Annotated in this window: 16 protein-coding genes and 1 tRNA gene; 8 read left to right on the top strand and 9 right to left on the bottom strand. The window is 70.4% G+C overall.

The annotated features are described in order from the left end of the window. From BT364_RS29225 to BT364_RS29215, 3 genes are all read right to left on the bottom strand, one after another. Window positions 1-972, bottom strand: a complete 972-nt coding sequence (locus BT364_RS29225; RefSeq protein WP_072488237.1) for a bifunctional MaoC family dehydratase N-terminal/OB-fold nucleic acid binding domain-containing protein — start codon at window positions 970-972, stop codon at window positions 1-3. A 41-nt stretch (window positions 973-1,013) separates the two neighbouring features. Next, window positions 1,014-2,225 carry an acyl-CoA dehydrogenase family protein gene (locus tag BT364_RS29220; RefSeq protein WP_072488236.1) on the bottom strand — a complete coding sequence of 404 codons (1,212 nt, stop codon included), beginning with the start codon at window positions 2,223-2,225 and terminating at the stop codon, window positions 1,014-1,016. 218 nt (window positions 2,226-2,443) lie between these two features. Next, entirely contained in the window at window positions 2,444-2,755 is a 312-nt protein-coding gene (locus BT364_RS29215; RefSeq protein WP_072488235.1) for a hypothetical protein, read from the bottom strand. Between the two features lie 323 nt (window positions 2,756-3,078). On the opposite strand from BT364_RS29215, the gene BT364_RS29210 reads away from it, so the two are divergent. Continuing rightward, window positions 3,079-3,981 carry a bifunctional DNA primase/polymerase gene (locus BT364_RS29210; protein WP_072488234.1) on the top strand — a complete coding sequence of 301 codons (903 nt, stop codon included), beginning with the start codon at window positions 3,079-3,081 and terminating at the stop codon, window positions 3,979-3,981. Between the two features lie 32 nt (window positions 3,982-4,013). Here the strand turns inward: BT364_RS29210 and BT364_RS29205 are convergent, their stop codons facing one another. The 4 genes from BT364_RS29205 to BT364_RS29195 form a co-directional block, all read right to left on the bottom strand. Further along, window positions 4,014-5,603: an ABC transporter substrate-binding protein gene (locus BT364_RS29205; protein WP_072488233.1), complete on the bottom strand. Its 1,590-nt coding sequence runs from the start codon at window positions 5,601-5,603 to the stop codon at window positions 4,014-4,016. A 534-nt stretch (window positions 5,604-6,137) separates the two neighbouring features. Further along, window positions 6,138-6,272, bottom strand: a complete 135-nt coding sequence (locus BT364_RS43400; RefSeq protein WP_256260265.1) for a hypothetical protein — start codon at window positions 6,270-6,272, stop codon at window positions 6,138-6,140. A 186-nt stretch (window positions 6,273-6,458) separates the two neighbouring features. Next, a tRNA-Ser gene (locus tag BT364_RS29200) sits at window positions 6,459-6,545 on the bottom strand. A gap of 125 nt (window positions 6,546-6,670) precedes the next feature. Beyond that, window positions 6,671-8,137, bottom strand: a complete 1,467-nt coding sequence (locus BT364_RS29195; protein ID WP_072488232.1) for a trypsin-like peptidase domain-containing protein — start codon at window positions 8,135-8,137, stop codon at window positions 6,671-6,673. Window positions 8,138-8,415: 278 nt separating this feature from the next. Here BT364_RS29195 and BT364_RS29190 point away from each other — a divergent pair, with 278 nt between their 5' ends. The 3 genes from BT364_RS29190 to BT364_RS29180 all read left to right on the top strand — a co-directional run bounded on the left by BT364_RS29190 (window position 8,416) and on the right by BT364_RS29180 (window position 11,125). Continuing rightward, a complete protein-coding gene (locus BT364_RS29190; RefSeq protein WP_072488231.1) occupies window positions 8,416-9,249 on the top strand; it encodes a glycerophosphodiester phosphodiesterase in 834 nt (277 codons plus the stop codon). 53 nt (window positions 9,250-9,302) lie between these two features. Further along, window positions 9,303-9,953 carry an ATP-binding protein gene (locus tag BT364_RS29185; protein WP_072488230.1) on the top strand — a complete coding sequence of 217 codons (651 nt, stop codon included), beginning with the start codon at window positions 9,303-9,305 and terminating at the stop codon, window positions 9,951-9,953. 206 nt (window positions 9,954-10,159) lie between these two features. Further along, window positions 10,160-11,125 (top strand): DUF5926 family protein, encoded by a 966-nt coding sequence (locus BT364_RS29180; protein ID WP_072488229.1) that lies wholly within the window; start codon window positions 10,160-10,162, stop codon window positions 11,123-11,125. A 746-nt stretch (window positions 11,126-11,871) separates the two neighbouring features. Here the strand turns inward: BT364_RS29180 and BT364_RS29175 are convergent. Continuing rightward, window positions 11,872-12,594, bottom strand: a complete 723-nt coding sequence (locus BT364_RS29175; RefSeq protein WP_072488228.1) for a bifunctional DNA primase/polymerase — start codon at window positions 12,592-12,594, stop codon at window positions 11,872-11,874. Window positions 12,595-13,226: 632 nt separating this feature from the next. On the opposite strand from BT364_RS29175, the gene BT364_RS29170 reads away from it, so the two are divergent. Next, window positions 13,227-14,597 carry a PP2C family protein-serine/threonine phosphatase gene (locus BT364_RS29170; RefSeq protein WP_256260264.1) on the top strand — a complete coding sequence of 457 codons (1,371 nt, stop codon included), beginning with the start codon at window positions 13,227-13,229 and terminating at the stop codon, window positions 14,595-14,597. 111 nt (window positions 14,598-14,708) lie between these two features. Then, window positions 14,709-16,172 (top strand): aminopeptidase P family protein, encoded by a 1,464-nt coding sequence (locus BT364_RS29165; RefSeq protein WP_072488226.1) that lies wholly within the window; start codon window positions 14,709-14,711, stop codon window positions 16,170-16,172. Window positions 16,173-16,199: 27 nt separating this feature from the next. Here BT364_RS29165 and BT364_RS29160 read toward each other — a convergent pair whose 3' ends face one another. Then, complete coding sequence (locus tag BT364_RS29160; protein WP_072488225.1) at window positions 16,200-16,736, bottom strand: ATP-binding protein; 537 nt, start codon at window positions 16,734-16,736, stop codon at window positions 16,200-16,202. A gap of 212 nt (window positions 16,737-16,948) precedes the next feature. Here BT364_RS29160 and BT364_RS29155 point away from each other — a divergent pair, with 212 nt between their 5' ends. Together BT364_RS29155 and BT364_RS29150 are read left to right on the top strand one after the other, a co-directional pair. Further along, window positions 16,949-17,752: a hypothetical protein gene (locus BT364_RS29155; RefSeq protein ID WP_177328273.1), complete on the top strand. Its 804-nt coding sequence runs from the start codon at window positions 16,949-16,951 to the stop codon at window positions 17,750-17,752. Window positions 17,753-17,901: 149 nt separating this feature from the next. Continuing rightward, window positions 17,902-18,645: a YcnI family copper-binding membrane protein gene (locus BT364_RS29150; protein WP_072488279.1), complete on the top strand. Its 744-nt coding sequence runs from the start codon at window positions 17,902-17,904 to the stop codon at window positions 18,643-18,645. The last annotated feature ends 1 nt before the right edge of the window (window position 18,646 follow it).

Here is an 18,646-nt window from a genome sequence, read left to right as displayed (position 1 = left end):
TCAGCCCTCGCCTCCCCGGAAGACCGGAAGCTCCAACTCGTCGTCCGTACGCAGGAATTCCAGCCGCACCGGCATTCCCGTCCGCACCTTGTCGCAGGGCACGCCGATGACGTTGCTGACCATCCGCACCCCCTCCGACAGCTCGATCAGCGCCACCGCGTACGGCCCGCCCGCGCCGTCGGCACCGAAGGCGGGGAAGGGCGGGTGGTGCATGACCACATGGCTGAAGACGGTGCCCTCACCGCTCGCCTCGACCGTGTCCCACTCCTGGCAGCCGCAGGCGTTGCAGCCGGGCAGCCAGGGGAAGCGCAGCGTGCCGCAGTCGCCGCAGCGCTGGATCAGCAGCCGGTGCTCGGCGACGCCCTGCCAGAACCCGGCGTTGTCCCGGTTGATCACCGGCCTCGGGCGCAGGTTCCGGCCGCCGTTGCGCGCCGCCCGTTTCGGCGCCGCCGGGGTGTACTTGAGGATCCGGAAGCGGTGCGTCCCGGCGGGTTCCCCGTCCGCCCGGACGTCCATGCGGGTGGTGACGAAGTAGCCCGTTCCCAGCTTGGTGGCCTTGCGCTCCGAGACCGATTCGATGACCGCGTCGAACGTGATCCGGTCCCCGGGCCGCAGCGGCCGCAGGTACTCCTGCTCGCAGTCGGTGGCGACCACCGAGGTGTAGCCCGCGCCGTCGAGCAGGCCGAAGAGTTCCTCGTACGCCGCGGAGCGGTCGGTGTGCCCCGACAGGCCGCCCATCGTCCACGCCTGGAGCATCGTCGGCGGAGCGATCGCGTCCGGCCCCGAGTACGCCGGGTTCGTGTCCCCCATCGCCTCGCACCAGTGCCTGATCATCGGCTCGTTGACCGGGTCCTTTCCGGTGCCCGCGGTGGCGGCCGCCCGCCCCTCGAACGCCTTGAGCCGCCCGTACAACTCGTCCGGCTCCCCCGAGGCCTGCCGCCGCCCGTCGGGCCTCTGCCGACCCCCGGACACCTGTCGCCCCTCGGGCACTTTCCGCCCCTCCCGCACGACCGTCACCGCCTGCCCCTCTTCATGCCGAGCCGCATCGTCGCGACGATCTCCCGCTGCACCTCGCTGACCCCGCCCCCGAAGGTGTTGATCTGCGCCGCCCGGTTCATCCGCTCCAGTTCCCCGTCCCCGGAGCAGCCGGGCGAACCGCCCCGGACCATGCCCGCCTCCCCGGTGATCTCCTGGCACATCCGGTACACCTCGACGGCGCTCTCGGTCCCCGCGAACTTCACGCCGCTCGCCTCGCCCGGGGCCGGTGAGCCCGCCCCGACGTCCCCCACCAGGCGCCAGTTGAGCAGGCGCGTCGCCGCCAGCCGGGCATGCGCCTCGGCCAGCCGGGCGCGCACCCACGGCTCGTCGGCCGGGCGGCTGCCCGTCACGGGGTCGGGGGTGCGGGCGTGGGCGAGGGCCGCCTCGTAGAAGTCCTCGGCCTGCATCCCGATCGCCGCGAGCGCCACCCGTTCATGGTTCAGCTGGTTGGTGATCAGCCCCCAGCCGCCGTTCTCCGGACCCACCAGGTTGGTGGCGGGCACCCGGATCCCGTCGTAGTACGTCGCCGTCGTGGTGAGCCCGCCCACGGTCTCGATCGGAGTCCAGGAGAAGCCGGGGGCATCGGTCGGGACGAGGACGATCGAGATGCCCTGGTGCTTGGGCGCGTCCGGGTCCGTACGGCAGGCGAGCCAGATCCAGTCCGCGTTCTGGGCGTTGCTGGTGAAGATCTTCTGCCCGTCGATCACCCAGTGGCCGCCGCCCTCGACGCCGTCCGGGCCGCGGGCGTCCCCGCTCTCCCGTACCGCCCTGGTACGCATCGAGGCGAGGTCCGTGCCGGCCTCGGGCTCGCTGTAGCCGATGGCGAAGACGAGCTCGCCGCTGAGGATCCTGGGCAGGAAGTACGCCTTCTGCTCGTCGGTCCCGTACTTCATCAGCGTCGGGCCGACGGTGTTGAGGGTGACCATCGAGACGGGTGCGCCCGCCCGGTACGCCTCGTCGAAGAAGATGAACTGCTCGTCGGCGCCGCGTCCCTGGCCGCCGTACTCGACGGGCCAGCCGAGCCCGAGCATCCCGTCGGCGCCGATCCTGCGCAGCACGCGCCGCTGCCCGGCCGGATCCCCGTCCCCCGGGGCCGTGCCCGCCTCCCTCCCGGGCACCACCTCGCGGAAGTATGTGCGGAGTTCGGCGCGCAGCTGTCGCTGACGTTCCGTCTGGGCGAGGTGCACGGCGGCTGCCTCCCGGACACGGGGCTTACGGATCAGGATTTCTGACTGTCCGTCAGATACGGGGCCCTGTCAAGGTCACCGACACCTGACCACGGCCCGCACCCCACACCCCCCACAACGCGAAACGGTCCGCGCGAGGGCACCGAACGCCCTCGCGCGGACCGCTGTTCCGACCGACCCCGGTCCGGCCCCCCGACCGGCCCATGACCGGCCACGGCTCACCAGAGGTTGGTGAAGTTCACCGCGACGTTGTCGCTGTGCTGGTCGATCACGGTGAACGCCGAGCCGCTCACCTGCGCGGAGTTGCTCTGGTTCGACGCTCCGGAGCCGACGGCCTGCTGCTGGGACGTGGACGAGTTGCCGGTGTTGTTGCCGCCGACGCCGCTGCCGACGACCGTCGCAACGGCCGCGTTCGATCCGTCGTTCGCGAACGAGCCGCTGTCGGCCTGGGCCACACCACCGAAGAGCGCGGCGGCGAGGGGCAGGGCGGCAACTGCGGCGAGGGCACGAGCGGTACGGATGCTTGCCATGTCAATTCCTCCAGGAACCGGAAGTACGGCTTGTCCCGAGGCAGTTGGCCGACCGCCCCGGTGTTGGTCACGACGTCGCGCAACCAGAGTTGCCCACCGATTCCCCGGCGAACCACCCGTGCGACCCGATTCCCCCGCAGGCGTGAGGAAGCGCCGATAAACCTATGCACTCCCCAAAAGCCCAGCTCACACCCCGCACACGCCCCGCCCGGGATCACCCGGCCGACCGAGCCCTTACCCCCCAAGGGAAGAAGCGTTCCGGCGCCGGCCCGACGGCACGACGCTCCCTTTCTTTTTTCGAACACCTGAACGAAAATAGAACCATGGCCATCACCGACCGGCGCACCGCCACCCTGGCCCTCGCCCACGCGCTCTCCGCCGCCGAGCGCGGGCTCCCCGTCATCCCGCTGACCGCCCGCAAGCTTCCCGCGCTGCCCTCTCCGCACCGGAACGACGACCACCGGTCCACCTGCCGGGGCGCGTGCGGCCTTCCCGGGCACGGTGTCCACGACGCCACCACCGACCCGGCCGCCGTACGGGCCCTCTTCGCCGCCGCCCCCTGGGCCACCGGCTACGGCATCGCCTGCGGGCGGCCCCCGCACCACCTCATCGGCATCGACCTGGACGTCGACGCCGCCGACGGCAGCGACTCCGCCGCATCGCTCCGGCGGCTGGCCCTGCACCACCTGTTCACGATCCCGCCGACCGTCGTGGTCCTCACCCCCAGCGGCGGGCGGCACATCTGGCTGACCGGCCCGCCCGGCGTCCCCGTACCGAACTCCGCGAGCCGACTCGCGCCCGGCATCGACATCCGGGGCACCGGCGGCTATCTGGTGGGCCCCGGTTCGGTCACCGCGCACGGCCGCTACCGGGTCGCCCCGGGCACCGCCGACCTGCCTCCGGCGCCCTGCCCCCGCGCACTCCTGCGCCTGCTCATACCTCCCGCGCGCCGCCCGGCCCGCGCGGGCCGGACCGACCGGGGCCGCGGTCTGGTCCGCTTCGTCCTCGCGGCACGCGAGGGCGAGCGCAACGCACGGCTCTTCTGGGCGGCCTGCCGCGCCTACGAACACGGCTACGGCGACGCCCTGGCCGACGCCCTCACCCACGCCGCCGTCCGCACCGGCCTCACCGAGCAGGAGGCGCGCGCCACGATCGCATCGGCGGCCTGCCTCACCACGGCCGCGCCGGACGAGCCCTGGGGCCTGTCCGGCGGATCAAGACCCTGAAGGCTGTCCCGTAATCCCTGGCGGGGCAGCCTTCAGTCAGCGCTGCTGAGTTCCCAGAACCGGAAGACGGTCGAGGTGTCCAGGCAGTTCTGCAGACCCCGGATGTTGTCCTTGGCGACCGCGTACTGCTTGCCCTGCCAGAGCGGCAGGAGCGGCAGCTGACGCGCCACGATGTCCTGGAGCTTGATGAACGGCGTCCGGGTGTTCGAGCGGTCGGTCATGGACGAGGTCTGCGGGATGATCTGCTTGGTGATGTCGTTGTTCTCGTAATTGTTCGACAGGACATTGCCCTTGCCGAAGAACGGCTGGGTGAAGTTGTCGGGGTCGGGATAGTCCGGCACCCATCCCTTCACATAGACGCCGTACTTGCCCTCGGCGATGCCCTTCTCGTACTCGTTGAAGGGGACGGACCTCATGCTGGCGTCGAAAAGCCCGCTCTCGTTCAACTGATCGGCGATGGTCTGAAGTTCGTCGTCGGTGGCGGGGCCGTAACGGCTCGGCGTGGACCAGAGGGTGATGCGCACCTTGTCGGTGATTCCGGATTCCCTCAGGACGTCCTTCGCCTTCTGCGGCTGCGGGCTGTCCCCGTACGTATTGAAGAAGGAGTTGCCGTGCCCGGTGATACCGACCGGGACGATCGAGTAGAGCGGGGTCGCCGTGGACTGGTAGACCTTGCTGACCAGCGCGTACCGGTCGACGAGATAGGCAATGGCCTTGCGCACGGCGAGCTTGCCGACCACCGGGTCGGAAACGTTGAAGACCATGTGCTGGACTTCCGCGCTGTTGCCCTGGACGACGTCGAGGCCGTCCTTCTCGGCGCTGGGCGAGGTGTCCAGGGCGGCTATCGTCTTGGCGGTGAGACCGCGGTACGCGATATCGACATCGCCCTTCTCCAGCGCGGTCTTGAGCGCCTGCTGATCGCCCTGGAAAAGCTTCATCGTCACGCCGGAGTTCTTCACCTCGGCGGTGCCGTGATAGCCGGAATAGACCGAGAATTCGGCCTCCGACTTGTCTATGGAGTCCAGTTTGTAAGGACCGGAGCCAACCGTTTTTCCGCCCTTGAGCAGACTGTCCTTGGGATACACCCGGCGGTCCACGATGGAGCCGGCACCCGATGCGATCTTGCTGGGAAAGGTCGCGTCGGGCACCTTGAGCCGGAATACGACGGTCTTGTCGTCCGGGGTGCTGATCGACGAGATGGTGGAGAGCAGCGGCGCGGGTCCCGCCGGGTCGTTGATCTTGATCGCCCGGTCGAAGGAGTACTTGACGTCCGCCGAGGTGAGGCTGTGGCCGTTGCTGAACTTCAGCCCGTCGCGCAGGGTGCAGGTGTAGGTCTTGCTGCCGTCCGAGAATCCGCACTCGTCGGCGGCCTCCGGCACCGGGATGGAACTCCCGGGCGGGAAACTCAGCAGCGACTGGAAGACGTTGTTGAACAGCAGCCAGGAGCCCGGGTCGTACCCCGCGGCCGGATCCGTCGCCAGGATGCCGTCGGACATGCCGACGACCATCGTGTCCTTGCTCTCGAACGGCCAGATCTGATCTTCGGAGCCGCAACCCGCCAACAGCACCGCCGCCAGTCCCCCGGAGATCAAGGTGGCCGACCGCCTCGTACGAACCTTCACAGAACGTGCCTCATACTCTCGGCCGGGAATGTGGGGGCCCCGGACAACCGGATCAGGTCAGGAACAACTGCGAACGTCGCGGCCGTCCAGCACTGTCAGCCCGGCCGTGCGTGGTGGTGCGGTCCGACAGCCTGCTTGGACATGGTGTTCACCAGGGTTCTTCGTAGTGACTGACTAGCAAATGGCAGTTGATGAACGATGGAGCGCAATCATGATCGGTCTCGTCGTGCTTTGACAATCTAGTAGGAGGGGGCACCACGTGGTGCCCCCTCCCGCGACAAAAATCGTCACCCGCAGCCGGTGTCACCGGCGTAAATGGCTGGTATCGAACCGTGCCGATCGACCGGCCGCACCAGCCGTCACTCCTGCACCCCTGGTCAGCGAACGGGCCCCGAATAAACGGGACTTGGGTCACACCCCCACGGGGCCCGCGATCTCCCTCAGTCCGTCCGGAACAGTGCGCATCGCAGCGCCGCCCGTACACACCAGGAGCAACCTGCCGAGCAAGGAAGCAGGGGCGGCGAGAAGGAACGGTCATATCCCGACGAATCCGGGATCCGCGAACAGCACGGCAGCCACCTCGAACACGACGGTCGCACCGGCGAGCCCCAGACAGACAGCAGAAGCAGCACTGGCGAAGGTCGGACGCGACAGGGTGCGAGCGTTCATCGATTCTCCCCGGAGATGCGGTGCTCCCCCCCTGCTCCTGGCGAAACCATGGCTCCGGTGTGAGTATCCGCACTCGATGCGACTCGCCCCGGCCCCGGTGGACAGTCACACCACCCACCCCGACCGCGTCAGACCAAGCGGGAGAGCCTCCGACCGTTGCTGCTGGTCAGAGGCTCTCAACCACTGCGGTGGGTGTGGGATTTGAACCCACGGTGACATCGCTGCCACGACGGTTTTCAAGACCGTTCCCTTAGGCCGCTCGGGCAACCCACCCCTGCTCCGCCCACCTGTGACGGAGCGCCTACAGCGTACCGGTAGTCGGCCGTCGTCCGGATGCGCGGGAGGGCCCCGCACCCGCGGGGCCCTCCCGGCATCGGGCGCTGTGGCCGATCGGCCGGTCAGCTGTCGCCGTTGCGCTCTCCCAGGGTGACCTGGGCCGTCGCCGTCCGGCCGTCGCGCGTGTAGGTCAGCGTCACCCGGTCGCCGGGCTTGTGGGTCCAGATCTCACCGATCAGGGTCGGACCGCTGTCGATCACGGTGTCGTTGAACTTCGTGATGACATCGCCCGCCCTGAGACCGGCCCGGTCCGCAGGGCCGTCCTTCGACACGGCCTCCGTGCCGCCCGCGCCCTGGTCGGAGATGACCGCGCCGCCGGTCTTCTCGTCCATGGAGACCGTGGCGCCGATCACCGGGTAGACCGGCTTGCCGGTCTTGATCAGCTGCTGGGCGACATTGGTCGCCTGGTTGATCGGGATCGCGAAGCCGAGGCCGATGGAGCCCGCCTGGGTCTGGCCGACGCTGCTGCCGGTCGACTGGATGGCGGAGTTGATGCCGATGACCGCGCCACGCGCATCGAGCAACGGACCGCCGGAGTTGCCCGGGTTGATCGAGGCGTCGGTCTGCAGGGCGCTCATGTACGAGTTGCTGCCGCCGGAACCGTCGCCGGAGGCGACCGGGCGGTTCTTGGCGCTGATGATGCCCGTGGTGACCGTGTTGGACAGGCCGAACGGGGCGCCGATCGCGATCGTGGAATCGCCGACCGCGACCTGGTCCGAATTGCCGAGGGCCAGCGGGGTGAGCCCCGACGGCGGGTTCTTCAGCTTCAGCACGGCGACGTCGTAGCCCTGCGCCCGGCCGACGACCTCGGCACCGTACTTCTTGCCGTTGGAGAACGTCACCGTGAGCTGGCCGCTGTCCGCCGCGGAGGCCACCACGTGGTTGTTCGTGAGGATGTGGCCCTCCTTGTCGTACACGAAGCCGGTGCCCGTACCGCCCTCGCCGTCACCGCCCTGCGCGTCGATGGTGACCACGCTGGGCAGCGCCTTGGCCGCCACACCCGCGACCGTGCCGGAATCGCGCTTGAGGTCCTGCGGGTTGGCGGGGGCCGAGACCGTGGTCGAGCCGGAGGTGTCGCGGTCGGCCGCCCAGTAGCCGAAGGCGCCGCCGATGCCGCCGGCGACCAGCGCCGCGGCGGCCACCGCCGCCACCAGGCCGCCCATGCCCCGCTTGCGTCGCGGGCCTTCGGGACCGTACGGCTGGGGCTGGGGCGGGGCGCCCCAGACCGGACCACCGCCGCCGCCCGCACCGTGGGAGGCGTACGCGGGCACTGCGGGGGGCGGCGGCCAGTTGGCCTCGGCGGCCGACTGGGGTCCGTGGGGCGCATGGGGTGCGTGGGGAGGCGTCGCCGGGACGGAAGCCATGGGCGTGGTGGCCTGGGTGGTCGGTTCCTCCGCCGGGACGGGGGCCGGCGCGGGCGTGCTCCCGGGAGACCCCTGAGGAGCGTCGGCCGGCACGGGAGGTACGGACGGAACGGACGGAACGGCCTCGGCCGCAGTGCCCTCGTTGCCCTCGTTCTCTGTGCTCACAGCTCTTTACTCCTCGGTTCCACATCAATGTTCGGCAAGAGATCCGCTGTGTACGTGTCCGGTAACAGCTTTTCCCAAGGCCCGTCAGGCCACTGTAAGCAGGACCTGTGCATCCGCACACCAATCTTTACATCGGGCAAAACGATCCCCCGGTGCAAGACGCACCGCAGCACGCGGCGCAGTCCCGGCGCGGACGCGGCACACTCCCGGCGCGGGGGTACGAGGATCCGTCGCGCGACGTGTGCACAGCGGTCGCCCAGCGGTGACACGATGAATCGGTGACCCACGCACGACAGCAATCCACGCACCGTCCCGCTCAGGTCGTCGCACACCGGGGCGCGTCCGACGATGCCCCCGAGCACACCCTGGCCGCGTACCGGAAGGCGATCGAGGACGGCGCCGACGCCCTGGAGTGCGACGTACGGCTCACCGCCGACGGCCACCTCGTGTGCGTACACGACCGCCGGGTGAACCGCACCTCCAACGGCCGCGGCGCCGTCTCCGCCCTGGAGCTCTCCGCGCTCGCCGCCCTCGACTTCGGCTCCTGGAAGGACCGCGAGGAGTCGGAGTCCCCGGACTGGGATCCGGTGCCGGGGGAGCTCACCTCCGTACTCACCCTGGAACGGCTGCTCGAACTCGTCGTCGAGACCCGGGCCGCCGGGCGTCCGCTCCAGCTGGCCATCGAGACCAAGCACCCCACCCGCTGGGCGGGCCAGGTGGAGGAGCGGCTGCTGCATCTGCTCAAACAGTTCGAGCTCGACGCCCCGCCGGCCGACGGCCCGTCACCGGTACGCATCATGAGCTTCTCGGCGCGCTCCCTGTACCGCGTCCAGGCAGCGGCTCCCGCCCTGCCCACCGTGTATCTGATGCAGTTCGTCTCGCCGCGGCTGCGCGACGGTCGGCTGCCGGCCGGGTCGCGGATCGCGGGGCCGGGGATGCGGATCGTACGCAACCACCCCGGATACATCGAACGACTGCACCGCGCGGGGCACCGCGTCCATGTCTGGACGGTGAACGAACCGGAGGACGTCCAACTCTGCGTCGACCTGGGCGTCGAAGCAATCATCACGAACCGCCCGAAACAGGTTCTGTCACAACTGGGACGCTCTTAACATCAGTTACACGGAGTACACCGGCGCATTCGAACCGTATTCGATCGTTACGAGTGCGTCACCGGCAGTCCATTGGCCGGTTTCCGGTCCAGTCCAGGAGGGCATCCACTCCGTGGCGTGGGGCAAAGGAGGTGTCGGGGGTGGCGTTGGTGGTGGCACAGGAGGTGCCCACGTCGTCGAGCATGGCCGTTCCCCATGGTCCTGCGGGCGTGGGTCAGGCGCGGCACCGGATGCGCGAGCAGTTGCGCAGCCACGGGGTGTCGGATTCGGTCGTCGACGATGCTGTACTGATTCTTTCCGAACTGCTCAGCAACGCCTGCCGGCACGGCAGGCCGCTGGGCCGGCACACCGATGTGGGTGACGGCGACGTCCGCGCCGCATGGCGGGTCGACAGAACGGGCGGGCTGACCGTCGAAGTGACGGACGGCGGCGGGCCGACCCGTCCGATTCCGGCCACACCATCGGTGACGGCGCGCGGCGGCCGCGGACTCAACATCATCAGCGCGCTCGCCGACGAGTGGGGAGTACGCGACAGCTCGTCCGGTGAAGTGACCGTCTGGGTCCTCGTCAACGAGGGGGACGGACAGGTGTCCCGGGTGCCGGGCGGACCGGCCGCACCGGCCGTCTCGAAATCGGCCGTGTCCGGGGCGGGCGTGTCGCTCGACGGGCTCGGCTTCGCGGACGCCTTCGACGACGTGGGCTGACCTTCCGGCACGGACGTCGGCCACGGCGGCGGTGACGGCATCGTCGGGGCATCGGTCGTCGCCGAGGCATCGGGGCGGGTTCGCACGGGAGCGGTGCATTCCGCACTCCGTACCGCCAGACGTGTGGGCGTATGTGTCCCACACGCGACAAGGGCGGCTAGGCTCGCGGCCCAGACCGCACTGTCGCAATCGGGAGAAAGCCCACCATGGCCAAGAAGCGCCCTCAGACCAAGGCCGGGAAGCAGCAGCTCAAGGACGGCGAGATCCCGGTGGTCGGGGCTCGCGAGCCCTGCCCGTGCGGTTCGGGCCGCCGCTACAAGGCATGCCACGGCCGCGCCGCCGCCCAGGCCGTGACCGAACTCGTCCACCGCCCCTTCGAGGGGCTGGCCGGCGAGTGCGACTGGGTCGCGCTGCGCGAGCTGGTGCCCGCCGCCACGGTCGAGCTGACGCTGAAGGACGGGCTGCCCGAGGGTGTGCCCTCGGTGACGCTCGCGACCGTCCTGCCGATGGCCTGGCCGGCGCTGCGCCGAGACGACGGTTCGGTGCTGCTCGCCCTGCAGAACGACACCCCGTCCGGTGACCTCAGCCGGGACCTCGCGGACATCCTGCGGCGGGCGCTGGACGCCGAGCCCGGTTCGCCGGTGGCGGCGCAGCGCGTGCCGGCCGACGCCCCGCGGCTGCAGGACGTGCTCGACCCCGACGCGGCGTTCGAGCCCGTCGTCCACTCCGGCTTCGAGTTCTGGGTCCCGGACGCGGAGAACGCCACGCCCGAAGTGTCCGCCTCCCTGGAGCGCGCGAACGAGGCGGCGATCCCGACGACGCGGCTCGCCGGCGTGGACGCCGCCTACTGGTGCGAGACCCCGGAGAAGAACCACCTCCGCTGGGTCATGCCGCACGCCGAGGAGCGGCTGCTCGACGCGCTCGCCCGGCTGCACGCCGCCGGCACCTCCTCGCTGGGCGAGGGGACCAGGCTGGTCGGCTCCTTCCGGGCGCACGGGCTGATGGTCCCGGTCTGGGACCTGCCGAGCTCGATGGGTGCCGAGGAGTGCGAAAAGCCCGCGGCCGAATTCGCGGAGCGGCTGACCGAGGCGCTCGCCTCGGACGCACCGCTCACCGGGGAGGAGCGGCGGGCCCGCGGCGGTCTCACCAACCGCCAGGTGACACTCAGCTGACAGTGACAACCCCCGGGTCCACCGGACCCATCGGGTGACTCGCGTCACAACTCGCCATACTCGCAGGTAAATCCCTGTCCGAATACGCGAGATCGAATTTGCGAACGGCAGATCTCTTGTTACCGTTCTAGAAGCCCGGTCGCTGGTGCATCCCCCGTCGCCAGCGATCGGGCATCCTCATTTCCGGATACGGCGCACAGCGCGCAACGCGGCGCACGAGCCCGCGCACGAGCCCCTCGCCGGTACGCCCCCGCCTCATCGAGCACTGCGGGCCCATGACTGACCCGCCGCCACCGGCGCCTTCACACGTACCCCGACCACCGCAGGAGCTCCGACGCCCGACGCCTCGGTGAGCCCGGGCAGGGCCCGATCAGCCCCGGACGGATGCCGGATGCCGGAAGATCTCCACGGAATATCCCGCCCCGAACTCACTCGAATACATATTCGATAGATCCGTCCCGAGTGTTCCGGAAAGGCCATCAGAAAGCCTTCTGGCGCCGGACTTTGCAGCGGCAGGCTTTGCATTGCGCGGCATGGGCCGGGATCACATCCGGAGCCCGTATCCGCCACCCGGATAACGCACGCCGGATATCGGTCACCCGGATATCGAGCGGCCCCACGCGTCGGCTTCGCATGAGTTTCTGACGGTCCGCCGGACATTCCGACGGAATGCGTGGCCGGGCGACTCCCCCCGTTACTCCGATGGCGGGCACGATGCGCGCCCGCCATCGCCCACCACCGCCCCGTCAGTACGCCAGCCGGCTGCCGCCGTCCGGGGCGCCACTGCTCGCCTCGACCAGCGCGTCCAGCACCGCACCCACGTCCGGCAGCCACGGCGCGGCGGACGAGGCAACCGGGCTCTTTCCGTGCGGACGCGGCCGGGGCTCCGGGGAAGGAGCCCGCTCCCAGCGCACCTGCCCCGCCCCCACCTCGGACGGCGGAAGGACGAGATAGCCGCCCTCGCCGTGGAAACGCAGCGAACTGGGCACCCAGTCCTGGGCGTACAGCAGCTCACCGAGCCGTTCGAGGTCGTACGGGGCAACCAGCAGGGACCACCGGGTGGGCGTCGCCACCACGGGTCCGAGCCGTACGCCCATCCGGTCCAGCTCGGCCAGCGCCCGGGCGGCGGCCACGGCCGGCAGGCTCAGCGCACACGGGGCGCGCCCGCCGGTGGCCAGGAGGATCGGAGCGGTGGGCCGGTTGGCCCACCACCAGCGCACCATGCGCTCGTCGGTGGTCGCCGCGAGGAGACCGGGATCGAAGGGGTGTGCGCCGGGCACGGCGCACTCGGGATCGGGACAGGCGCAGCCGCGGCCACGGCCCCCGCGGCCTCCGGCCGCCTTTGATCCCACTCCGGGAAGCACGGGCCACTGCCATGCTGTGGCACAGGTCAGGGCCGCGTCGAGCCGGGCGGGCCTTCCCCTGCGCCGGAACCGGAGCCTGCGTCGCCTTCCGAGGATCTCGCGCATGAGCGCTCGTTCCTTTCCGTTGAACGCCGAGGGTCCACATCACACCACGTGCGAGTTGCCGTACGTGTGCATCACTTCACTGTGCGTACGTGCTCTTCAAGTCTGCGGTACGGGTGGGTCGTCGGTACCGAGCATGAGCCTGGCCGGGTCGAGCAGGTGCGAGACGGGTCCGGGCGAGCCGGTCCGGACGAGCATGGCGAGGAGCGGCGCAGATATCGCGCCTGCCGTCCCGAGGTGCAAACCCCGCCACTCGGGGGTGGGGGCGTGGCCGTCACAAGAGAGGACGTCCGGGCCGTCTGCCGGGTTCCGGGGCGATCAGAACTGCCCCTGGCCTTCATCGATTACGTACCCAGCATGCCCGAAATGACGCTCTCTCCAGGACTTCACCCCGAGAGCACCCCCTGTCGAGCACGCCCAGTCGACCGCAAATGCCTGTCTCAGGGTGCAATTTTTGGCCAACTTGACGGTCTCTTGGACACCACATTTACCGTGGGGACAATGCTGGACATCGCCTCACTTGTGCGTGTACATGTGGTGCACGTGTACATGCGGATGCACTGATAGCGGCGCAGAATGACATGGGGGTTTGCGATGCTATTCGACAAAACGCACTGGTCGGAAAGCCGGCGACCATGAGCGCCCCACACCTGCCAAAAGTGGCTGGAATCGATCCCACAGTTCCGGTTTCAGATCACACTGCCGGGTCCCTGTCCGAAGTGCCGTCCGCCCCGGGAGCCTTCATCCAGGACCGGCTCGCCGGCTGGGTCTCCGACCTCACCACGCTGCACGAGCTCACCGAGCGGCTGGCCGGAACCGGCACGCTCGACGACGCGCTCCACGAGTTCCTGGACGCCGGAGCCGCCCTGGTCGGCGCCCGCCGCGGCCTGGTCGTCTTCGAACCGTCCGACCACTGCGGCCCCGTCAGCACCACCGGCCTCGGGCTCGCCCACGCCGAGCTCGGACTGATCGAGACGGTGCCGCGCACCGCCACCTCCTACGGCCGGATCCTGGAAGGGCTCCCGGACACCGAAGGAGCGCTGACCACTCCCGACCTGCTCGGCGACCCCGGCCTGAACCCCCGCCGCCGCGAAGTCGCCGCCCGGCTCGGATACGCCGCCAGCTACGCCGTACCGATCACCGCCGAGGCGACCGGCAGGCTCGGCGCCGCCGTCTGGCTGTACGACGAACCCGCCGAACCACTGGAACGCCAGCGCCATCTCGCCGGCCTCTACACCGGTTACGCCGCTGAACACCTGGCCAGGCTGCTGGAGCTGGAGCGGGCCAGGGCCGATGTCGCCACCATCACGGAGGAACTGCTGCCCAGCCGGCTGCCCCGGGTCGCCGGTGTGCAGCTGGCCGCCCGCCACCGCCGGGCGCCGCAGGGCGGCGGCGACTGGTACGACGCGCTGGCACTGCCGGAGGGTGCGCTCGGTCTCGCCGTGGGCTCGGTGAACGGCTCCGGGCCGAGCGCCCTGGCCGCCATGGGACGGCTGCGGGCCGGGCTGCGGGCGTACGCGGTGATGGAGGGCGAGGATCCGGTCGCCGTGCTCTCGGATCTGGAACTGCTGCTGCGGCTCACCGAACCGGCCCGTACGGCGACCGCGCTGTTCGCCTACTGCGAGCCGGCCGAGCGCAAGATCCTGCTGGCCGGCGCGGGCCACACTCCTCCGCTCCTGATCGGCGACCGGCGCACCGAGTTCGTCGAGACCTCGGTCTCCGCGCCGCTGGGCATGCTCGCCTGCTGGGAGGCGCCCAGCGTGGAGATCACCCCGGCGCCCGGCGAGACCGTACTGCTCTGCACCGACGGACTGCTGCGCCGTACCGGCGACTCGACGGACCGGGCGTTCGCCCGGCTCCACTCCGCGGCCGCTTCCGTGCCCAAGGCGATGCGCCAGGACGCCGGAGCCGTCGCCGACCATGTGCTGCGCACCGTGCTGCCGGACGGGCTCGACCGCGGCGAGGACGCGGAGGACGTGGTCGTCCTGGCCGCGCGTTTCGACTGACGCCCCGCGGGATTCCCCGGCCCGGCCGTGTAACAGGTCTTCCGGCCCTGTGCCCCCTTCTGTACGCCCGTACGATGGACGGGGTCCAGTGTCGTATCAAGGAGACAAATCGTGGCTGAGGAGCTCACCCCGGAGAACCCGGAGACCGAGGAAGAAGAAACGGTCAAGCAGCGGAAGAACGGCCTGTACCCGGGCGTCTCCGATGAACTCGCCGCGAACATGAAGTCCGGTTGGGCCGATACCGAGCTGCACGGCCTCGAACCGATCGCCCAGGCCGCACACACGGCCGCCCGCCGCGCCGCGCTCTCCGCGCGCTTCCCCGGTGAGCGGCTGGTCATCCCCGCGGGCAACCTGAAGACCCGCTCCAATGACACCGAGTACGCCTTCCGCGCCTCCACCGAGTACGCGTACCTCACCGGCGACCAGACCCAGGACGGCGTCCTCGTCCTGGAGCCGACCGAGGACGGTCACGAGGCGACCATCCACCTGCTGCCGCGCTCCAACCGCGAGAACGGCGAGTTCTGGCTCGACGGCCAGGGCGAGCTGTGGGTCGGCCGCCGCCACTCCCTCGCCGAGGCCGAGCAGCTGCTGGGCATCCCGGCGAAGGACGTGCGCGAGCTCCCCGCCGCGCTGACCGAGGCCACCGGCCCGGTCCGCAACGTCCGCGGCCACGACGCCGGCATCGAGGCCGCACTGACCGACAAGGTCACCGCGGAGCGCGACGAGGAGCTGCGCGTCTTCCTCTCCGAGGCCCGCCTGGTGAAGGACGCCTTCGAGATCGCCGAGCTGGAGAAGGCCTGCGACGCCACCGCGCGCGGCTTCGAGGACGTCGTGAAGGTCCTCGACAAGGCCGAGGCGACGAGCGAGCGCTACATCGAGGGCACCTTCTTCCTCCGTGCCCGCATCGAGGGCAACGACATCGGCTACGGCTCGATCTGCGCGGCCGGCCCGCACGCCACCACCCTGCACTGGGTGCGCAACGACGGCCCGGTGCGCTCCGGCGAGCTGCTGCTGCTCGACGCCGGCGTGGAGACCAACGACCTCTACACCGCCGACGTGACCCGCACCCTTCCGATCAACGGCACGTTCACGCCGCTCCAGCGGAAGATCTACGACGCCGTGTACGAGGCCCAGGAGGCGGGCATCGCCGCCGTCAGGCCCGGCGCCGACTACCGCGACTTCCACGACGCCGCGCAGCGGGTGCTCGCCGAGAAGCTCGTCGAGTGGGGCCTGCTGGGCGACCTGTCGGTGGACAAGGTCCTGGAGCTGGGACTCCAGCGCCGCTGGACCCTGCACGGCACCGGTCACATGCTCGGCATGGATGTCCACGACTGCGCCGCCGCGCGCACCGAGACGTACGTCAACGGAACGCTGGAGCCCGGTGTGTGCCTCACGGTCGAGCCCGGTCTGTACTTCCAGACCGACGACCTGACCGTGCCCGAGGAGTACCGGGGCATCGGCGTCCGGATCGAGGACGACATCCTCGTCACCGAGGACGGCAACCGGAACCTCTCCGACAAGCTGCCGCGTCGGGCCGACGAGGTCGAGGAGTGGATGGCCCGGCTCAAGGGCTGATCCGGAACGCGCCGAGGGGCGCTCTGCTCAGGACACCATGAGCAGGGCGTCCTTCCGCCATTTCAGGACCTTGTCGAAGCTGACGACGGCACCGCTGCCGGGGCGGTTGCCGAAGTGCACATGGTCGGCGAGCTGCTCGATCAGACACAGACCCCGCCCGTCCTCGGCGGTGAGCGGCGGGTACTGCTGGGGTCCTTGCTGCTGCGCCGCGGTGCGAACGGTGCTCCGGGCGGGAAAGCCGGGGCCCGAGTCGGTGACCTCGATACGGCACTTCTCGCCGTCCAGATAGGCGGTGACCCGGTACTGCCCGGAGGCGGCCCCGGGCAGCTCGTCCCACACGTCCCACGGGTCTTGCGGAACACCCTGGTCGCCCCGGTCCTCCCCGGCCCTGTGGTCGCCGCCGTGCTCGACGGCGTTCGCACAGGCCTCGCTGAGCGCGACCGACAGGTCGAAGGAGATGTCCGGGTCCACGCCTGCGGTCTCCATGGTGCCCAGCAGGAAGCGGCGGGCGAGCGGAACGCTCGCGGCCTCGCGCCGCAGATGGAGGGACCACCAGATGCTCATGCTCCAGCCTCCTGGCCGCGGCTCGACATACCGATACCTATTGCCGCCCGGCGCCATGAGTAAGCACAGACCGGATGTGAGACCGCTCATTCGGCGGATACCAGCTCTCCGTGCACCCGTGTATGCCCGGCCCGATCGGACGGATGACGACCTTCCGGACCTCCGGACCTGCCGCACCGAGCCCGGGGGCTCGGTGCGATGATGGCCCCGCCATGTCTATGCCTGTCGCACGCGCCGGAGCCGGTATGCGGCTCCTGAGGGCCGCGGTGTTCACCGCGGTCTGCGTCGCGCTGTCCGCGGCAGGTCACTCCCTGGCTTCCTGCGCGGCCGTCCCCCGGTGGACCCTGCTCGCGGGGTTCCTGGGGATGTTCGCGGTGGTGGCATCGTTCGCCGGACGCGAGCGTTCACTGCCGTCCATCGCCGCCGCACTGGCCGGCGGACAGATCGCCCTGCACGCCCTGTTCGGCATGGGCACGCACGGCACCCCGGTGAGCACCGCGGCGGGCGACGACTCGTTGATCCGGTTCGCGGCGAGCCTCGTGTGCGGGGCCGGGCCGGCGCAGCTGAGTGCCGCCGAGGCACACCGCATCGTCACCACCGCGGGCATCGACCCGGCATCGGTGGCGGCCGGCGGCCATCACCACGTGGCCGCCGCGTCCGGCACGGATCCGACCGCCCTCGCCGCCCTGCTGCCCGACCTGCCCATGCTGCTCGGCCACCTGCTGGCGGCGGCGGCCACCGGCTGGCTGCTGCGCCGCGGCGAGATCGCCCTGTTCCGGCTGGTCCGGCTGTCCGCGCACGGCGCCCAGCAGATCGCGGCCGGGGCCCAACTGCGTGCGCTGCGCGCGGCGCTCGCTCTCGTCGCCGCCCTGCACGCCGGGCTTCCCGGCGGCCCGACGACCGGGCCGCGCACCCTCCGTACGGCGGTCGACGCCCCGCCACCCGCCACCGGGGACCCCCTGCAGCACCAGGTGATCAGGCGCGGTCCGCCACCCGCGTACGCGCTCGCAGCCTGACGCGACACCCTCCACTCGGCGTACGGACCACTCCGTGCGGTACCCGGTCGGCGCATGCACACCGCTCAAGGGGAAGAGGTGTTGTGATGCCGGCGCGCACCCGCGCGCCGGACCACCTTTCCTTCGTGCTCCATGGAGTGATCCCTGTCATGAACGTTTCCCGCATCGCCTTCGTCGGCGGCGTCGCCGCGTCCACCGTCCTGGTCCTCGCCGGTACGGCCTCCGCGCACGTCAGCGTGCAGCCGCAGGGCGAGGCCGCCAAGGGCGGTTACGCCACCGTCAACTTCAAGGTCCCCAACGAGCGCGACAACGCGTCGACGACCAAGGTCGAAGTCAACTTCCCGACCGACCACCCGCTGGCCTCCGTCATGCCGCAGGCCGTACCCGGCTGGGACATCGAGGTCACCAAGAGCAAGCTCGCCAAGCCGATGGAGATGCACGGCCAGAAGATCAACGAGGCCGTCTCCAAGGTCACCTGGACCGCCACGGGCGACAAGGACGAGCGCGGCATCCGACCCGGTGACTTCCAGCAGTTCCCGCTCTCCATCGGCCAGCTCCCCGAGGACGCCGACCAGCTGGTGTTCAAGGCCATCCAGACGTACGACAACAAGGAAGTCGTCCGCTGGATCGAGGAACAGAAGGCCGGCGCCGACGAACCCGAGAGTCCGGCGCCCGTCCTCGCGCTGACCGCGCCGGCCACCGGCGAGCACGGCGCGGCCGCCGACACCAAGAGCGGCGACGCCGGTGCCGAGGCGGCGGACAAGCAGACGACGGCCGCCTCGGACGCGTCCTCCAGCGACACCACGGCCCGCGTCCTCGGCATCATCGGCATCGTCATCGGCGTGGCCGGGGTGGCCTTCGGCTTCCTCGCCGGCCGCCGCCGCACCGCATGAT

This window comes from Streptomyces atratus (assembly GCF_900119365.1).
Taxonomy (GTDB): domain Bacteria; phylum Actinomycetota; class Actinomycetes; order Streptomycetales; family Streptomycetaceae; genus Streptomyces; species Streptomyces atratus_B.
The sequence above is the reverse complement of the archived record's forward strand: the minus strand, read 5'-3'. Positions and strand labels throughout refer to the sequence as shown.